Consider the following 17,574-nt stretch of genomic DNA (forward strand, 5'->3'; position numbering starts at 1 on the left):
TTGCCTCTTCGACCACCTTGCTTTACGGCCGTTGCCAACGCAACGGAATTGATCCTTTGCGGATCACACATCATTGATGAACCCATGGTTGATGAGCAATGACGGCGGGGCGATGGCAGCTGGCCCATGGGCGCCATCTCGACCTTGACAGCAAGGCCGTGGTCGTCGGGATCCTCAACGTCACTCCCGACAGCTTTTCCGACGGTGGCCTGTTTGATGCTCCCGAGGCGGCACTGGCCCAGGCACGTCGCATGGTCGACGAAGGGGCCAGGATCATCGATGTTGGTGGAGAATCGACCCGGCCGGGCGCTGCCGCGATATCGGCCAGCGAGGAACAGGCGCGTGTCCTGCCGGTGATCGAGGCGCTGGCACGTTCCGGCGAGGTGCTGATTTCGGTCGACACCTATCGTGCCGAGACCGCTCGGCTTGCGGTGGCTGCCGGCGCGCATGTCGTCAACGATGTCTGGGGTTTGCAGCGCGAGCCCGACATTGCGCGGGTCGCCGCCGAAACCGGCGCCGGGCTCATCATCATGCACACGGGCCGGGATCGCGAAAAGCTGCCCGACGTGATCGCCGACCAATTCGCCTTCCTGGAGAAATCGCTGGAAATCGCCCGTCGGAACGGCGTTGCGGACGAGCGCATCGTGCTTGACCCCGGCTTCGGCTTCGCCAAGGAGACGGCCGAGGAAAATCTCGACCTGATGGCGCGCTTTGCCGAGCTTCATGCTCTTGGCTTTCCGTTGATGGCCGGCACCTCGCGAAAACGCTTCATCGGCACCGTCACCGGCCGCGATGCGGCCGACCGTGCCGCCGGGACGGCGGCGACCAGCGTCATTCTCAGGCTCAGGGGCGCACATCTGTTTCGCGTCCATGATGTCGCAATCAACGTGGACGCGCTGGCCGTGGCGGATGCTATGCTGGCGCGTGAAACCGCCGCATCGGCCCGAAAATCGGAATCGATTTTCGGAAAACACGATGCGTAGATTCAAAAGTGTTAGAGCGTATTTTGTTCGTCCAAGTAGACGCACGTCGCTCTAGATCGGGACGCTGAGCCATGTATGTCATCCGCTTGAAGAATTGCGCCTTCTTTGCCCGGCATGGCGTGCTCGACGAGGAGGAGGCGCTCGGCCAGCGTTTTTATGTCGACGCGGTGCTGTCGGTCGAACCCGGCCGCGCGCTTGTCGACGATGCCATCGGGGAAACCGTCAACTATGGCATTGCCTTCACTGTGATCGAGAAGATCATCACCGGCGAGCGGCGCTTCCTGATCGAGGCCCTGGCAATGGAAGTGGCAAAGGCACTGACGGAGCGGTTTCCGCAGATCAAGAGAGCCGAAATCACCGTGCGCAAGCCGAACGCGCCGGTGCCTGGCGTGCTCGATTATGTCGAGGTGACCGTTGTCTGGCCGGAGTAACACCGTATACCTCAGCCTCGGCGGCAATCTGGGCGACCCTGCTGCCTCGATGGCAGCGGCGTTGCGTATTCTCGATGCCGATACGGACACGCGCGTCGCCGCTGTTTCCTCGCTCTACCGCACGCCGCCCTGGGGCAAGCTCGATCAGCCGGATTTCCTAAACGCCGCCGCCGAACTGTCGACCCGGCTCTCGCCGCGGGCGCTGCTCGATCTCTGCCTCGATGCCGAGCGAAAGCTGAAGCGGGTGCGTGAGGAGCGCTGGGGGCCGCGCCTGATCGATATCGACATCTTGGTGTTCGGCGACCGCATCATCCACGAGACGGGCCTGGAAGTGCCACATCCGCGCATGCTGGAGCGCGCCTTCGTGCTGGCCCCGCTGGCCGAGATCGCTCCGGATCTTGCCGTAGGCGGGCGAAGCGTGTCGGAGCGCTTGGGCGCCGTGGACGCCGCCGGCATCGAGCGATTGCCGTCTGGTCGTGACTGGTGGCTGGCCTGAAGCAATTTCAGGAAAATGTGAGACGGCTGTCCCCTGGGGATTGCGTCGAAACAAGGAGATGGACGGGCGTCAGCCTGAGAAACCGCCTGCGTCCAGGAATGCCTTTTCCTCCGCCGTGGTTTCGCGGCCAAGCAAGCTGTTACGGTGCGGAAAGCGGCCGAAGCGCTGGATGATGTCGCGGTGCTCCAGCGCGTATTTCAGGTTGAACTCGGCCCTGGCGGTGTGCAGTTCGACCGAAATGTCCTGGTCGGCAAGGTTTTCAGCATGTTCGAACGGCAAGTACAGGAACACGCGGACTTCAGGGTCCAGCGCCAGATCATGCCCGGCGGCGACCGCCTTCCGAGCAAAATGCTTGGCCAGCGAGTCGGTGGCGTACATGTGACCCGTACCGCGAAAACAATTGCGCGGAAACTGGTCGAGCAGGATCATCAGCGCCAGCGAGCCTTCGGCGTGTTCTGACCAGTCATCGCATTCGCGCCGCGCGGCGGCGTAGTGCAGATCAAGAAAGCGGTCGCGGAAACCGGCATCGAAGGCATCGTTCTTCTCGAACCATGCATCCTCGCCGGCGTCACGCCAGAATTTGGTGACCGACAGGGCCCCGCTGTCCAATTCCATGCATGCTTCCCTGTTCAATCGGCGGTTTCGGATTTGTGCAGAACGCCGGCCGTCTCTTCATTGAGTGCCTGACCGGCGCGGCGCGGCGTGGAGAGCGGCGTCGGAATCGGCGTGCCGATATTGCCCCGCAAGAAGCGTTGTCCGGCGCGGATGCCTTCGGCGAGCTGGGTTTCGAAGCGGTCGTTGTCGCGGCGCCTGACGTCTTCGATCGTTTCAGCCACGTCTTCGGGATCAACACCAAGCGATTCCAGGGCCGAGCCACCGAAAACCAGGGCCGATTCGAAGGTCTCACGCAGCTGATAGTCGACGCCGGCACGAATGAGCTGCAGCGCGGTGCCGCGGTCGAAAGCCCGGGCCAGCACTGTGAGCAGCGGAAATTCGGCCTTGATCAGCTCGGCAATGCGAACAGCCGCATCGGCCTTGTCGACGCAGATCATCACCGCGCGTGCCCGGCCTGCGCCAGCCGCATGCAGGATATCCAGCCGCGTGCCGTCGCCATAATAGACCTTGAAGCCGAAGTCGGCCGCCGCCTGGATCATCTCGACGTCATTGTCGATGATCGAGACGTCTATGCCGCGCAACAGCAGCGGCTGGCTGGCGATCTGGCCGAAGCGGCCGAAGCCGATGATCAGCACGCTGCCAGTCAGGCCGTCGGCGATATCGACCCCGTCGAGCGATTGCTCGTCGCGCGGGGTGACATACCGCAAGGCGATGATCGCCAGCGGCGTCAGCACCATGGAGATGATGACGATCGCCGTCAGGGTCGCGTTGGCCTGGCCGTCGATGATGCCAACGGCAGCGGCGGCTGAGTAGAGGACGAAAGCGAATTCACCACCTTGCGCCATGAAGACGGCGCGTTCGAGCGCTTCGCGATGGCCGGTTTTGAGGATGCGGGCGACGATGTAGATGCCAAGCGCCTTCATCACCATGTAGGCGACGACGTAGACGGCAATCAGCTTCCAGTTCGCGGCCACGACATGAAGGTCGAGCGACATGCCGACGGCAAGGAAGAACAGGCCGAGCAGGATGCCGCGGAACGGTTCGATGTCGGCCTCGAGCTGATGGCGGAAGGTCGATTCGGACAGAAGAACGCCGGCCAGGAACGCTCCCATCGCCATCGACAGGCCGCTGAGCTGCATGGCGAGTGCCGATCCGAGCACGACCAGAAGGGCCGCCGCCGTCATCACCTCGCGAGCACGGGCGTCCGCCAAGATGCGGAAGAAGGGATTGAGCAGATAGCGTCCGGCCAGCACCAGTCCGACGATCGCCGCAAGGCCGATGCCGACCTCGGTCAGTCTTTCCGACAGGCTGGTGTCGGCGCCGCCGGGCGCAAGGAACGCGATCAGGGCCAGCAGCGGCACGATGGCCAGATCTTCCAGCAGCAGGATGGAGACGATGCGCTGGCCTTTCGGCGAGGCGATTTCCCCGCGTTCCTCCAGAAGCTGCATGACGATCGCCGTCGAGGTCAGCACGAAACCGGCTCCGGCCACGAAGGATTGCGCGATCGAAAAACCTCCGGCCATTCCCACGCCGGTCAAAAGGACCGCGCAGATCCCGACCTGGAGCGCGCCGAGGCCGAAGATTTCGCGCCGCAGGCCCCATAGCCGTGACGGCTGCATTTCCAGTCCGATGATGAACAGGAACATCACGACGCCGAGTTCGGCGACGTGGAGGATGGCGCCCGATTCGGAAAAGACGCCGATGCCGAACGGGCCGATCACCACGCCGGCTGCCAGATAGCCAAGGATCGAGCCGAGGCCCATGCGCTTGAAGATCGGGACGGCGACGACCCCCGCGGCAAGCAGCGCCACCACCTGAATGAGATCGCTGCCTGATGTTTCTACCGCCATTCCCACCGTTCCGTTTGTTCAAGGACCGCAGCCGATGCGGTCAAAACCCTGGCGGCGCGCGGATCGAAGGATGCGCTGGGACGCCGTAGCACTTTGATTTTGCGCATGATCCGATCCGAAAATCGATTCCGATTTTCAGGTCTCGCGCCTGGCCGGAAAGATAGGGGTTCTGGTGCGGATCGAACAGCCTGAATCCAGCCCGGACGATATTGCAGGCGCGTTACACAAGTTGAGGCCGAGGCCGAGTTGCATCTTGCCACAATCGAGGGTTAGAGCACGCTCGGCTTCGGCCATTGGAGGGTGAGCGACGATCAAGTCGCGCCCTTTTGAGGAGATGACTGACATGAAGAAGTTTTTGCTTGTTGCCGTCGGCCTGGCGGTGCTTGCCGGTTCGGCCTGTTCGAAGGCACCGGAATGCACGGCCGAGATTGCCACCAAGAAGGCGCAGGACATGGCTGCCGCACTGCAGGAAGCGATCACCAAGGACCCGTCCAAGGCAGCTGACCTGACCGCCAAGGTCCAGGCGGTGACAACCAAGTACCAGGGCACCACGACACTTGCCGACGCCTGCAAGGCCTATGACGAGGTGACGGCAGCGATCAAGGGCTGACGCCCGGTTCGACTGTTTCAAAGGAGGCGGTGGCGATGGGCCGCCGCCTCTTTGTTTTTGAGGTGTATTACGGCGCGATGCGCGCTCAGTTAGGTGCGATGGAGCCGACTTCGACGGCATCGACGCGCTTCAGGCTCATGCCGATGACCGGCACCAGCTGGTCCTGGACACGCACGGCAACCGTCACGGTCATCGAATTGTCGTCGGGGATGCGAGCCTGCATGACGCCGCGCAACTGATTACGGTTGATGGTGAAGACCACCTTGCGGGCATCGACAACATTGCCGCCGATGATATCGAGGCCTGCACCGGCCGAGCCGCCCATGAAGGAGCCCTTGTAGTCGCGGCCCTTGCGCTCGATCTTGGCCGACATTGGCTGGGTGAACACGCCGACCCGGCAGCCGCCATCCAGCGTCATGCCCATCTTGCCGTCGGGCGTGGAGCCGGTGAAGCTGCAGTTGAATTTCGTGCCCTTGTACTTGCCGGCGATGATTTCGCCCGGACCGACCCATTTGCCTTCGGCCGACTGAAAGAACTGCTTGTCCGGCTCCGCGGCGGAAGCCCCCGAGGCGACACCGACGACTGCTGTGATCGCGACGGCCAGGGGCAAGATGCTGGACAGAATTACGCTTTTCATCGACGACACCCGGCAACAAAGAGGCTGTTTGGAACCGGTTTGACCATGAAGAAAATTGGTTAATGCTTCGTCACTGCGGGGTGTCGAAACCGCAATCGGCTCGTCGTCGGGAAGAGCAGGGCGCTATTTGCGGGAGCCCGTCGTTTCGGTGTCCTTCTTCGCGGCGAACGATGTCAATGCAGAGAGGAAATCGCCCAGTCCTGGACGTTTGGCCGCGCTGAAGGGCAGGGGGCGCGCCGTCTCCATGGCCGCGATGCCGATGCGTGCCGTCATCATGCCGTTGACGACGCCCTCGCCAAGCTTTGCCGAAAGGCGCGCCGCCAGGCCGTGGCCGACGATCTGCTGGACGAAACTGTCGCCGACGGCGATCGAGCCGGTAACCGCCAGATGCGCCAGAACACTGCGCGCCAGGCGGAAGAACCCCAGCGTTCCCGGCCGCCCGCCATAGAGTTCCGAAAGCCGGCGAATGAGGCGGCCTGCCTCGAACACGACATAGGCGACATCGACGAGCGCACGCGGGCTGACCGCCGTCACCAGCGAGACGCGTTTGGCGGCCTCGAGGATCATCACCTTTGCCCGGGCATCGAGGGGGCCGAGAATTTCCGCTTCGGCCAGGCGCACCAGATTGGCGCCATCGATGATTTCGCCGCGCAGTTCGGCCAGCGCGCGCCGGCCGGCCGCGGTTTCCGGCTTGGCCGCGACGAAAGCCGAAAGCTCGTCGACCACCGATCGTGCAGCCTTTGGATCGTCGCGCGCGATGGCGTCGAGCGCGCGCTTTTGCAGTTTTTCGACCTCGGCAAGGCGGGCGATCGCCAGGAACTCGCGGATCAGGATCACCAGGAGCGCGAGCACGGCAACAACAGCCATGCCGGCGGCCAGCCAGCCCAGCCATTCGGCACGGGCGAACAGGTCGCGTATCAGCTGGTCGGTCCACAGGCCGACCGCCAGTGAAACCAGCACGCCCATGGCGCCGAAGAAGATGCTGCCCAGCAGCGAGCGTTTTCTGGGGGCGATCGCCGGTGGTGGCTCAGCGGCAACGATGTCTGGCTCGTCGAAAACGTCGATCTCCGCCGGTATGACCAGCGCGACATCCGTCTTGAGCGCACGGGCTTTGCGCGAAGGCTCGGCCTGGCGCGCTTCGGGCGCATCCTGTCTTGGCGCGGCTTCCGGTTCGATGCGGAAGGCCGCCGGCTTGCGGGGCGCGGTCATGCCAGATGGTCTCCGATCAGGAACTGCAAGGCACGGTCGAGCCTGATATGCGGCAAGGAAAGCGTGACGCCCTCGGCCGTGCGCTCCAGCTTTGGCGGACGGAACCGGACAAAGCGGATTGCCGGATCCTCGGAATCCTGCCTGTGGTCGGGCCCGGAGATGTCGAAAAGCGCATCAATTTTTTCCGGTAAGTCACCGGGAAATATAGCGGTTTCGGTCTTGCCGTCGAACGTCTCGCCGTTGATCCTCTCGCCGGCGATCGGCGTGCCGATAATGACCGGCAACGTCTCGCGGCCTTGCTTGACCGTGCCTTCTCGGGTCGCACGCACCGCCGCCATGGCCGCCACGTCGACGTCGGCGCCGGTGAAGTTCGCCCGTGCCACGGCGCGGTCGGCCAACCGCCGTACGATTGCCTGCAACCGGTCATGGCTTTCATGGTGCAGGTGGTCGGCCTTCGTCGCGGCGACCAGGATGCGGTCGATGCGCCGCGAAAAGAAGTCGGTGAGGAAGTTGCTCCGGCCGGGACGAAAACAGCTGAGAATTTCGGTCACCGCGCGCTCGAGGTCGGCCATGGCGCCAGGGCCGGCATTCAGCGCCTGCATGGCATCGATCAGCACGATCTGGCGGTCCAGCCGGGTAATGTGTTCGCGGAAGAAAGGTTTGACGACATGCGTCTTGTAAGCCTCGTAGCGCCTGTCCATCATGGCGTGCAGCGACCCCGGGCGTGGACGCCTGTCGCCGAGGCCTCCCAGCGGGGCGAAAGTCAGAGCGGGGGAGCCTTCGAGATCTCCAGGCATCAGGAAACGGCCCGGCGGCAGGGTTGAAAGCGCCCGGTCGTCGAGTTTGCAGGCCTTGAGATAGGCGGCGAAGCTTTCGGCCAGGCGGCGTGCCGTCATCTCGTCAGCGTCGGCATTCGGGTCGATCTGCGCCGAGATCGCCCGCCAGGCCCGCGACAGATCCTCCCGCACCGGCAAAGCGGCCATCTCTATGGCCTCGCGTGAAAAATCGGTGAAGGATTTGCCAAGCAGCGGCAGGTCGAGCAGCCATTCGCCGGGGTAGTCGACGATGTCGACCGACAATTTGCCGGAAGAGAACATGCGGCTCCAGCCGGAGGCCGATTCGTATTCGATGGTCAGCCGCAGTTCAGAAATGGCCCGTGTCGAATCGGGCCAGACGCGGTCGTTGACCAATGCGGCGATGTGGTCCTCGTATTGGAAGCGCGGCACGGCGTCGTCAGGTTGTTCTTCGAGGAAGGCGCGCGCGATGCGCCCGGATTTCTGTGCCTCGAACAATGGCAGGCGCCCGCCGTGGATCAGATTGTGGACCAGCGCGGAGATGAACACCGTCTTGCCCGCGCGGGAAAGGCCTGTGACGCCCAGTCTCAACGACGGAGAAAAAAGCCCTGTGGCGCGTCCCGACAGCGTATCGAGGGCAATTCTTGCCTCGTCGGTGATAGTGGTTAGCGATGATGCCAAAATGTGCTCTCTCGGGCTTCGGTCCCTGCGATATAGGCCTTGGAACCCGGCTTTGAAATGGCGCCGGAAGGCGACACTAGAGATCGGCCGGTGTCAGAAACGCTTCGAGATAACCCGCTTCCTGGGCTGCGTTCTTCAGAGCGTCAAGGAAACGCACGACCGCCAGGCCCGAAGTCGGGAAACCATGATTGAGCATTGCCCGTGCCGTCTCCTCGCCGTCGCCCGAGACCGCCATGGCAAGATCCTCCATCATCGGGTTGTGACCGATGACCAGCAGGGAACCCGGCCCGCCATGCTCCCGGATAAGGCGGAGATAGCCGGCCGCGTCTTCGCTGTAGAGCGTGTCGAAAAACAGCACCTTGCCGGTATCTGTCTGACCGGCCAGTCCTTCGAGCGTTTCCCTGGCGCGCCTGGCGTTGGAGCACAATGTCAGGTCGGGGACATAGCCACGTGATCGCATGGCCGTGCCTATGATCTCGGCATCGGCGCGGCCCGATGCGTCGAGCGGGCGATCGAAATCGCGCATTCCGGGCAGCGCCCAGCCGGCCTTGGCGTGTCGCAACAGATAGAGCCTGCTCACCCAACCTCCAATGATGCCGAAAGCCGAAGCCGCATCGCGATTAGCCACGAGAAGGGCGGTTCGCACAATGGTCCCGCGTTCTCCCGCCAATGAATTGCATGGGATGGGATCGCAGGGGTGGTTCGCCTTGGCTATGGAATCGGCTGCGGCTCGCTTCAGCGGAGGCCGCCGGCGTACTTTAACAATTGCGTGAGTCGGTGGGCGATTGCGCTTGTGCAGGCGTCGACCGGCGAATATATAGGCGCCAAATTTGGGGCAGTTTGGGTGAGTCGAATGAACGACATCGTTACCGCCGATTACGTACCCTCCGAAGACGAGCCGTTCATGAACGAACGGCAGAAATCCTACTTCCGCCTAAAGCTCGTCACCTGGAAAAATGACATACTGCGCGAAGCGCGCGAAACTCTCGAAATCCTTCAGCAAGAAAACGCCAACCACCCTGACCTCGCCGACCGCGCCTCTTCGGAAACCGACCGCGCCATCGAGCTCAGGGCCCGCGATCGCCAGCGCAAGTTGATCTCAAAGATCGATTCGGCGCTGCAGCGCATCGATGAAGGCACTTACGGCTATTGCGAGGAAACCGGCGAGCCTATCGCGCTGAAGCGGCTTGATGCGCGTCCGATCGCCACCTTGTCGATCGAGGCGCAGGAACGACATGAGCGCCGCGAAAAAGTCTATCGCGACGACTGACATATTGCTTCGGGGCTGCGGTTCCGGGCAGTTACAACGAAGTTGAAAATCAAAATGGCCGGGTTTCCCGGCCATTTTTCGTTGGTGCTTGGCTGGGCCAAAACCGGGCGACAGCGTACTCGAACTCGGCCAGGTGGCCGGCCGGCTCAGGCGCTTGTCATCTCTTCTGGCTTGAAAGTTCGCCCAGAAGCTTGGTCATTTCATCGTCGAGCGATTGCGGCGCCTTGGCTGCCGGTTTGCCCACCGGGCCGCCGGAGCGGGGCTGGTCCAGCGAAACCTCGAGTTCCTTCATCAGCGTGTCATCGATGCTGTCCTGCCTTGGCGGCGGCGGCGGCGGCGGTGGCACGTGCCTGACGGCGTTGGCGGAGCCGTAGGCAGGCAGTGGCGTGACGTTGGCCGACTGATAGGTTTGCGCCGCCGGCTTCGGTGCGGGCGTCTGGGCTGGCGGTGGCGCCGCCGGGCGCTGGCGGGCAGGCGGTGCGGCAGTCATCGGCGGCGGAGGCGGTGTGGGACGTGCCGGTGCGGGAGCCGGCTTAGGCGGATGCGATTTTGTTGCCGGGGCCGTGGCGGCCGGGACGGGCTGCAGACCGCCATCTCCGGTCAGCGCCGGGCGGCGAGGCGCAGCCAGGCGGATGTCGCGTTCGACGACGACATCGGTCGGGCCGCCGATCAGCAGCAGATGCTCGATGTCGTCGCGGCGCACCAACACCAGCCGTCGATGGCTGTCGACAGCCGTGGCGTCCATGACGGCAAGCCGGGTCTTGCGGTTCCGTCCACCGGCGACAAACGTACCGAAGGTCAGGTTGCGCACGAGCCTGATGATGACGAGTACGATGACCAGCAGGATGAGCGCCGCGAAAGTCCATAGGAGTGCCGCCGCATAACCAGGGCCCGCCACGCTATCCAGCCACTGCATTGGTTTCCCCTGATCGGTTTGGAAAGTGACGCGACACTAGACCGTTGCGGCTGGCCACCGCAAGTTGCCTTTCACGCATCGTGAACAGCTTGAAACACTCTACGGCCGGCAGGCATCATTTTTATCTGACATTTGCCGCCCGGGCCTTTTCCGGACTAGGAGAATGTGATTCAACCGGCTAAAGCGCGTCGCGCTGAAACGGATTCATGCGACGCGCTTCAGGTCCTTGTGTTTCATGCGTGTCGTTTTCCCAAAACCGAAGTCATTTTTGGGCGACATGCATTAGGGGCGGGTGTCGGAACAGCGGACTTCACGAGCAGGGGGCATATGGCCAAGGAAGCGCGCGGCGATTTCTATCCGGTACCGATCGTCGACCAGAACACGCGACCGGGCGCGGTCACCCGGCTCATCATCTTCATCGTCGTTCTGACGGGGGCGGCGATCGTCTTCGGGCTGTTCCGCGAGCGCCTAGGCGATCCGTTCCTGCTCGGCATGCTGGGCGTGCTGGCAATGATCGGCGTCGGCTTCCTGTTCGCGACGGCGATCGGCTTCGTACAGGTCACGCCGCGCTCGACCGGCGATGAGCTGTCCAAGGCTTTCGTCGATTCCATGTCGCAAGGCCTGCTGGTGACGGACACCAAGGGCCGCGTCGTCTACGCCAACCGGGCCTATGCCGACATGACCGGAGCCTCCTCGGCCGCCGACCTGAAGACGGTCGAAGGGCTGCTTTCGGATGTTCCCGAGGCTTCGGTGACCATTTACCGGCTGGCCTCCGGCCTGCGTGACGGCCAGCCCGGCGACGGCGAGTTCCGGCTCGCGCAATCGATCCGGCCCGGCGCCGAACCGGGTGCCCGCTGGTACAGGGCGCGCGCCCGAACCTTCAGCGTTCCGGGCCAGCGGCTGCCGATGCTGGCCTGGCAACTCGCCGATATTTCGCAGGAACGGGCCGAGCAGGAGCGTTTCTTCCTCGACCTGCAGAAGGCCATCGACCATCTCGATCATGCCCCGGCCGGCTTCTTTTCCGCCGACCAAGACGGCCGCGTCACCTATATCAACGCCACGCTCGCGGAGTGGCTCGGCATTGATCTCGCCAGTTTCACGCCGGGCGCCGTGACCTTGCCGGATATCGTTGCCGGTGATGGCATGGCGCTGGTGCGCTCGGTCAAGGCCGATCCCGGCACGACGCGCAACGCGGTCATCGATCTCGACCTGACAACGATGACGGGAGAGGCGCTCCCGGTGCGTTTCATGCATCGCGTTTCGGCCAGCCGCGAAGGTGTCGGCGGCCCGACGCGCACGATCGTGCTTAACCGCACGCAAGGCGAGGATGCGTCGGCCGATCTGCGCGCTTCGGAAGTGCGCTTCACCCGCTTCTTCAATTCTACGCCGATGGCCATCGCGGGTGTCGATGCCAGCGGGCGCATCCTGCGCACCAATGCGCCCTTCCTGTCGCTGTTTTCCTCGGTCGTCGACCGGGACGCCGTGGATCGCCGCGTGCGGCTCGATACGGTGATCCATGAGCGCGACCGGCCGGCCTTTGCCGCCGCATTCGAGAAAGCCCGCCAGCGGCAGGCCGACATCGAGCCGATCGACACCGTGCTGCCCGGCAACGAAGAGCGGCATATCCGGTTTTACGTCAACGCCGTCGCCGACGGCACCGGTGGCGAGGGCGCTGAGGAATCGGCCATCGTCTACGCCGTCGAGACGACCGAGCAGAAGGCACTCGAAGGGCAGATGGCGCAGAGCCAGAAAATGCAGGCGGTTGGCCAGCTCGCCGGCGGTATCGCCCACGATTTCAACAATGTGCTGACCGCCATCATCATGGCGTCGGACCTGCTCCTGACCAATCACCGGCCGTCGGATCCGTCCTTCCCCGACATCATGAACATCAAGCAGAACGCCAACCGGGCCGCTTCGCTGGTCAGGCAGTTGCTGGCCTTCTCGCGCAAGCAGACGCTGCGGCCGGAGGTGCTGAACCTGACTGACGTGCTTGCCGATCTCAGGATGCTGCTTGCCCGCCTCGTCGGCAATGACATCAAGCTGAAGGTCGACCACGGCCGCGACCTGTGGCCGGTCAAGGTCGATATCGGCCAGTTCGAGCAGGTGGTGGTCAATTTGGCGGTCAATGCGCGCGACGCGATGCCGGCCGGCGGCGATCTCACCGTGCGCACCCGCAACGTGACCGCCGAGGAGTGCAAGACCTTCTCCTACCGCGAACTCGCCGCGGCCGACTACGTCGTGGTCGAAGTCGAGGATACCGGCAGCGGCATCGCGCCTGATGTGCTGAAGAAGATCTTCGAGCCGTTCTTCACCACCAAGGAGGTCGGCAAGGGCACGGGCCTTGGCTTGTCCATGGTCTACGGCATCATCAAGCAGACCGGCGGCTTCATTTTCTGCGATTCCGAAGTCGGCAAGGGGTCGACCTTCCGCATCTTCCTGCCGCGTCACATCGCGGAGGCAAAAAAAGCAGCCGAGCCCGGGGAGGCGCCGAGCGCCGCGCCGGTCAAGCCGGTCGACAGCACCAAGGACCTGTCCGGGTCGGCCACGGTGCTGCTGGTCGAGGACGAGGACGCCGTGCGCATGGGCGGCGTGCGGGCCCTGACCTCGCGCGGCTATACCGTGCACGAGGCATCATCCGGCGTCGAGGCGCTGGAAGTGTTCGAAGCGCTGGGCGGCAAGGTCGACATCGTCGTCTCGGACGTGGTGATGCCCGAAATGGACGGGCCGACCCTGCTTGGTGAATTGCGCAAGCGCCAGCCCGACATCAAGTTCGTCTTCGTGTCGGGATATGCCGAGGACGCATTCGCCAGGAACCTGCCGGCCGAGGCGCATTTCGGCTTCCTGCCGAAGCCGTTCTCGCTCAAGCAACTGGCAACGATCGTCAAGGACATGCTTGAGTCCTAGAACGCGTCTGTAAGGGATCCGTGCGCCGCGCTTCGGGTCTTTGCTTTTGTGCATGGCGTTCGCCCGAACGGAGGTCGCTTTTAGGCGGCATGCATCAGGCGCTTCCGCTTCTCTGCCCTTGTGCGACGCCCTCACAACGCCATGATTGCGGGTGAAGGAGCGAGCGGGCTTGGGGGAGCAACTGTTGACGCCACACATCGAAGCACACAGAGGCGATTACGCCGATATGGTGCTGTTACCGGGTGATCCGCAGCGCGCCGAATGGATGGCGCGGACATTTCTGGAAGCACCACGCTGCGTCAATAGCAGGCGGGGTGCTCTCGGCTTTACCGGCCTGTTTCGCGGCCAGCCCATCAGCATTCAGGCGACGGGTATCGGCGTTTCATCATTCCTGATTTATGCTCAGGAATTACTTGACTATTATGGCGCCAGAACGCTGATCCGCACCGGCACCTGCGGTAGCCTGAGCGCCAAGGCAAAGCTGCGCAGTCTTGTCATTTCGCAATCGGTTCGGCCCGAAAGCGCTCAAAGCGGTCAAGTCTTCGGCCTTTACGGAACCGCTGCCGGTCCGGATCCGACGCTGCTGGCCCGTGCCTTGGCCAAGGCGGCCGAACTCGGCATCGAACATCACGCCGGCCTGACACTTTGCAGCGACATCTTCCACCACCCGGACGGGCGCACCCGATTTGCGGAGGCCCAGGCGGCAGGAGCGCTGGCGGTGGATATGGAAACCAGCGCGCTTTACCGAATAGCCAGGCATTTCGGGGCCAGTGCACTGTCGATCTGCACGGTGGTCGACAATATCGAGACCGGTGAGCTGACCGACTATTCAGAACGTCAGCAGCTTTTTACGGACATGACCCGGCTGGCGCTCGAAATCGCTGGGGAGGGCCGCTAAAGCAATTCACCATTTCACGGAAACGGCGAACTGCTCCAACTATTTGTTTTCGCGCAATTCCGGACGGAGAACCGTTTCCTGGAATTGCTCTAGGCCGCTTCTCGATTAGGCGCCATCCGCTCGTCCAGGTCGGGCCGGTGGCCGCGCAGATAGAGCGCGCAGGTGGTGCGCAGCATGGACGCGAAATTGGGGATTTCGCCGTTGATCTCGATGGCTTCGTCGTACAACTTCGAGATGAATTTGGGCGTCGTCAGGTTCTGGCTTTCGGCGATTTCGTCAAGCAGGGCCCAGAACGTCGCCTCGAGCTGGATGCTGGTCGAATGTCCATCAATGCGGATCGACCGGTTGATCTGGCGATAGCCTTCCGGATCCTGTGCGGCAAAGACTCTGCACATCGTTACCTCCCGTTTTTGTTGGTCTTGGGTGCCGACTCGGTGGCCGACGCCTTTTTTGACACTGCCTGCGGTTTCATCTTCGACCGGACGGCCGACAACGGCAATCGGACTTTCGTCCTTAGATGAAGCGACATTACCGTTTTTCCTATCCTACACGTGGTAATCGGCTGCCACCACCTTTCTTCGCCGGCGCGCATAATCACTTCTAAAGCATGAAAGCTGCGGAGTCTGATTTGGCGAAGGCGATCCACACCATGATCCGGGTTCTCGACGAGGCCCGGTCCATCGATTTCTACACCAAGGCCTTCAGCCTTGAGGTCGCCCAGCGACTGGATTTTGAGACGTTCACGCTGATCTATCTCAGCAATGCCGATACCCCCTTCGAAGTGGAATTGACCGTCAACAAGGGGCGGCAGGAGCCTTATGCGCTTGGCGACGGCTATGGTCACCTCGCGGTGTCGGTCGCCGATCTCGACGGCGAACACGATCGGCTCGGCGCGCTCGGCCTCAATCCGAAGAAGATCGTCGAGTTCAACCATGACGGGTCGCGCATCGCCCGGTTCTTCTTCATCGAGGATCCCGACGGTTACAAGATCGAGGTCCTGCAGCGTGGAGGGCGCTTCCAATAGGGGGACAACCAGCCGCGCGCACCGCTCGGCGCCAGCAACGGCACCCTCAAGGGGTGCGAACAGCAAGCAGGGAGGAAACTATGGTCACGATTTATGAGAGGAAGCCCGGCCTGTCACGGCGCGAGCTTCTCAAGCGCGGCGGCGTCGGTGCGCTGCTTGTCATTTCAGGCAGCGCCATCATCAGCCCGGAGCACGCCTGGGGCCTGGAAACCTCGGCGCTGAAGCCCGAGACGATGGCGACGCTGATCCAGGTCGCTCGCGACATCTATCCGCACGACCAGGTGCCGGACAAATATTACGCCATCGCCGTCAAGGGCCATGACGAGACAGCCGCCAAGGATCCCGCTCACAAGGAACTGATCGAGAAAGGCATTGCCGAACTCGACCAGAAGGCCGGCAAGGGCGGTTATCGTGGGCTCGGCTGGGAAGAGCAGCGTGTGGCGCTGCTCACCGAAATAGAGAAGACGCCTTTCTTCCAGGCGGTGCGCGGCGGCCTCGTCGTCAGTCTCTACAACCAGAAAGAGGTGTGGCCGATCTTCGGCTATGAGGGCGAGTCCTACTCCAAGGGCGGCTACATCGCGCGCGGTTTCAACGACATCGAGTGGCTCTGAGCCACTCTGTCCGCAACCGCTTTTTGACCGATCTCATGGGAGGAAACCATGGCAGCACAATTTGATCTCAAGAACGACGGCGTGGTCGTCATCATCGGCTCTGGCGCCGGGGGCGGCACGCTCGGCAACGAACTGGCCCAGAAGGGCATAGACGTCGTCATCCTCGAGGCGGGCGCCCGTCACGAGTATGAGGACTTCATCAACGACGAATGGGATTCGTTCGCCCAACTGGCCTGGAAGGACAAGCGCACCACATCGGGCGACTGGCGTGTGGCGAAGGATTTTCCCAACCTGCCGGCCTGGATCGTCAAATCGGTCGGCGGCTCGACGACGCACTGGGCCGGAGCCTCGCTGCGTTTCCAGGAGCACGAGTTCAAGACGGCGACCACCTACGGCAAGGTGAAGGGCGCGAACCTCCTCGATTGGCCGGTGACGCTGGCCGAAATGGAGCCGTACTACGCCAAGGCGGAAGGCAAGATGGGCGTCACGGGCACCAATGACTGGCCGCGCCTGCCGGGCAACAACAACTTCAAGGTTCTCAAGGCGGGCGCCGACAAGCTCGGCTACAAGGAATGCCATACCGGCAACATGGCGATCAACTCCGTCGAGCGCGACGACCGCAATTCCTGCCAGCAGACCGGCTTCTGCTTCCAGGGCTGCAAATGGGGCGCCAAATGGTCGACGCTCTACACCGAAATCCCCAAGGGCGAGGCGACAGGCCACCTCGAAGTCCGGCCGAACGCCATGGTGATCAAGATCAACCATGATGCTTCGGGAAAGGTCACCGGCGTCGTCTACGCCGACAAGGACGGCAAGCTGCAGGAGCAGAAGGCCCGCATCGTCGCGGTGGCCGGTAACTCGATCGAAAGCCCGCGCCTGCTGCTCAATTCCGAATCGAGCAAATTCCCGCATGGCCTGGCCAACTCCTCGGGGCAGGTGGGCAAGAACTACATGCGCCACACCACGGGCTCGGTCTACGCGATCTTCGACAAACCGGTGCACATGTATCGCGGCACCACCATGGCCGGCATCATCCGCGACGAGGCGCGGCATGATCCGTCACGTGGCTTCGTCGGCGGCTATGAGTTCGAGACGCTGTCGCTCGGCCTGCCGTTCATGGCGGCGTTCCTCAACCCAGGCGGCTGGGGACGCTCCTTCACCACGGCGCTCGACCATTATGACCACATGGCCGGCTTGTGGATCGTCGGCGAAGACATGCCGCGCGAGGAAAACCGCATCACGCTGCATGCCGACGAAAAAGACGAGCATGGCATGCCGATCGCCGACGTGCATTTCGATGACCATCCCAACGACACGGCGATGCGCGACCACGCCTACAAGCAGGCCTCGGCGCTCTACGCGGCGGTCGGCGCAACGCGCACCTTCCCGACACCGCCCTATCCCTCGACGCATAATCTTGGCACCAACCGGATGAGCGAGAAGGCGGCCGATGGTGTGGTCAACAAGCACGGCCAAACGCACGACATCAAGAACCTGTTCGTGTCGGACGGCAGCCAGTTCACGACGGGTGCCGCGGAGAACCCGACCTTGACCATCGTGTCGCTGGCGATCCGCCAGGCCGACTACATCGCCGCCCAGATGTCGGCCAAGACGATCTAACCTCCCGACTGCCTGCTGGCGCGGA

Annotated in this window: 18 protein-coding genes; 10 read left to right on the top strand and 8 right to left on the bottom strand. The window is 63.0% G+C overall.

Going from position 1 to position 17,574, the window contains the following annotated elements; genetic code table 11:
- Positions 1 to 98 precede the first annotated feature (98 nt).
- The 3 genes from folP (at position 99) to folK (ending at position 1,910) form a co-directional block, all read left to right on the top strand.
- Positions 99 to 983, top strand: a complete 885-nt coding sequence (folP, locus tag EB230_RS19495) for a dihydropteroate synthase (protein WP_172373659.1) — start codon at positions 99 to 101, stop codon at positions 981 to 983.
- Between the two features lie 71 nt (positions 984 to 1,054).
- Entirely contained in the window at positions 1,055 to 1,414 is a 360-nt protein-coding gene (folB, locus tag EB230_RS19500) for a dihydroneopterin aldolase (RefSeq protein ID WP_056576709.1), read from the top strand.
- The gene (gene folK / locus EB230_RS19505; RefSeq protein WP_056576712.1) at positions 1,398 to 1,910 is read left to right on the top strand and encodes a 2-amino-4-hydroxy-6-hydroxymethyldihydropteridine diphosphokinase; all 513 of its coding nucleotides are present in this window, start codon (positions 1,398 to 1,400) and stop codon (positions 1,908 to 1,910) included. Before folB ends, folK begins: the two co-directional genes overlap by 17 nt.
- Positions 1,911 to 1,979: 69 nt before the next feature.
- Here the strand turns inward: folK and EB230_RS19510 are convergent, their stop codons facing one another.
- Positions 1,980 to 2,525 (bottom strand): DUF924 family protein, encoded by a 546-nt coding sequence (locus EB230_RS19510; protein ID WP_172373661.1) that lies wholly within the window; start codon positions 2,523 to 2,525, stop codon positions 1,980 to 1,982.
- A 14-nt stretch (positions 2,526 to 2,539) separates the two neighbouring features.
- Positions 2,540 to 4,375, bottom strand: coding sequence for a monovalent cation:proton antiporter-2 (CPA2) family protein (locus tag EB230_RS19515; RefSeq protein WP_056576718.1), 1,836 nt, complete (start codon positions 4,373 to 4,375; stop codon positions 2,540 to 2,542).
- A 343-nt stretch (positions 4,376 to 4,718) separates the two neighbouring features.
- Between EB230_RS19515 and EB230_RS19520 the strand changes: the two genes are divergently transcribed.
- A complete protein-coding gene (locus EB230_RS19520; protein WP_019858327.1) occupies positions 4,719 to 4,985 on the top strand; it encodes a hypothetical protein in 267 nt (88 codons plus the stop codon).
- Between the two features lie 85 nt (positions 4,986 to 5,070).
- Here EB230_RS19520 and EB230_RS19525 read toward each other — a convergent pair whose 3' ends face one another.
- The 4 genes from EB230_RS19525 to EB230_RS19540 form a co-directional block, all read right to left on the bottom strand.
- The gene (locus EB230_RS19525) at positions 5,071 to 5,622 is read right to left on the bottom strand and encodes a hypothetical protein (protein ID WP_056576721.1); all 552 of its coding nucleotides are present in this window, start codon (positions 5,620 to 5,622) and stop codon (positions 5,071 to 5,073) included.
- A 123-nt stretch (positions 5,623 to 5,745) separates the two neighbouring features.
- Positions 5,746 to 6,831: a TIGR01620 family protein gene (locus EB230_RS19530; protein WP_172373662.1), complete on the bottom strand. Its 1,086-nt coding sequence runs from the start codon at positions 6,829 to 6,831 to the stop codon at positions 5,746 to 5,748.
- On the bottom strand, positions 6,828 to 8,306 hold the full coding sequence (locus tag EB230_RS19535; protein WP_172373665.1) for a YcjX family protein: 1,479 nt from the start codon (positions 8,304 to 8,306) through the stop codon (positions 6,828 to 6,830). The genes EB230_RS19530 and EB230_RS19535 overlap by 4 nt, the downstream gene beginning before the upstream one ends.
- Positions 8,307 to 8,382: 76 nt before the next feature.
- Positions 8,383 to 8,886: a histidine phosphatase family protein gene (locus EB230_RS19540; protein ID WP_172373678.1), complete on the bottom strand. Its 504-nt coding sequence runs from the start codon at positions 8,884 to 8,886 to the stop codon at positions 8,383 to 8,385.
- A 273-nt stretch (positions 8,887 to 9,159) separates the two neighbouring features.
- Here EB230_RS19540 and dksA point away from each other — a divergent pair, with 273 nt between their 5' ends.
- A complete protein-coding gene (gene dksA, locus EB230_RS19545) occupies positions 9,160 to 9,576 on the top strand; it encodes an RNA polymerase-binding protein DksA (protein ID WP_006202025.1) in 417 nt (138 codons plus the stop codon).
- A 157-nt stretch (positions 9,577 to 9,733) separates the two neighbouring features.
- Here the strand turns inward: dksA and EB230_RS19550 are convergent, their stop codons facing one another.
- Positions 9,734 to 10,492, bottom strand: coding sequence for a flagellar biosynthetic protein FliO (locus EB230_RS19550; protein ID WP_056576732.1), 759 nt, complete (start codon positions 10,490 to 10,492; stop codon positions 9,734 to 9,736).
- A gap of 327 nt (positions 10,493 to 10,819) precedes the next feature.
- Here EB230_RS19550 and EB230_RS19555 point away from each other — a divergent pair, with 327 nt between their 5' ends.
- Positions 10,820 to 13,396, top strand: coding sequence for a PAS domain-containing sensor histidine kinase (locus EB230_RS19555; protein WP_056576735.1), 2,577 nt, complete (start codon positions 10,820 to 10,822; stop codon positions 13,394 to 13,396).
- A gap of 184 nt (positions 13,397 to 13,580) precedes the next feature.
- A complete protein-coding gene (locus EB230_RS19560) occupies positions 13,581 to 14,294 on the top strand; it encodes a DeoD-type purine-nucleoside phosphorylase (protein ID WP_056576738.1) in 714 nt (237 codons plus the stop codon).
- A gap of 89 nt (positions 14,295 to 14,383) precedes the next feature.
- Here the strand turns inward: EB230_RS19560 and EB230_RS19565 are convergent, their stop codons facing one another.
- Positions 14,384 to 14,689, bottom strand: coding sequence for a ribbon-helix-helix domain-containing protein (locus EB230_RS19565; protein WP_056576742.1), 306 nt, complete (start codon positions 14,687 to 14,689; stop codon positions 14,384 to 14,386).
- A 233-nt stretch (positions 14,690 to 14,922) separates the two neighbouring features.
- On the opposite strand from EB230_RS19565, the gene EB230_RS19570 reads away from it, so the two are divergent.
- The 3 genes from EB230_RS19570 to EB230_RS19580 all read left to right on the top strand — a co-directional run bounded on the left by EB230_RS19570 (position 14,923) and on the right by EB230_RS19580 (position 17,549).
- Positions 14,923 to 15,318, top strand: a complete 396-nt coding sequence (locus EB230_RS19570) for a VOC family protein (protein ID WP_056576747.1) — start codon at positions 14,923 to 14,925, stop codon at positions 15,316 to 15,318.
- Positions 15,319 to 15,398: 80 nt separating this feature from the next.
- Complete coding sequence (locus EB230_RS19575; protein ID WP_056576750.1) at positions 15,399 to 15,929, top strand: twin-arginine translocation pathway signal; 531 nt, start codon at positions 15,399 to 15,401, stop codon at positions 15,927 to 15,929.
- A gap of 48 nt (positions 15,930 to 15,977) precedes the next feature.
- On the top strand, positions 15,978 to 17,549 hold the full coding sequence (locus EB230_RS19580) for a GMC family oxidoreductase (RefSeq protein WP_172373681.1): 1,572 nt from the start codon (positions 15,978 to 15,980) through the stop codon (positions 17,547 to 17,549).
- Positions 17,550 to 17,574 lie beyond the last annotated feature (25 nt).

It is taken from the genome of Mesorhizobium sp. NZP2234 (assembly GCF_013170765.1).
GTDB lineage: Bacteria > Pseudomonadota > Alphaproteobacteria > Rhizobiales > Rhizobiaceae > Mesorhizobium > Mesorhizobium loti_D.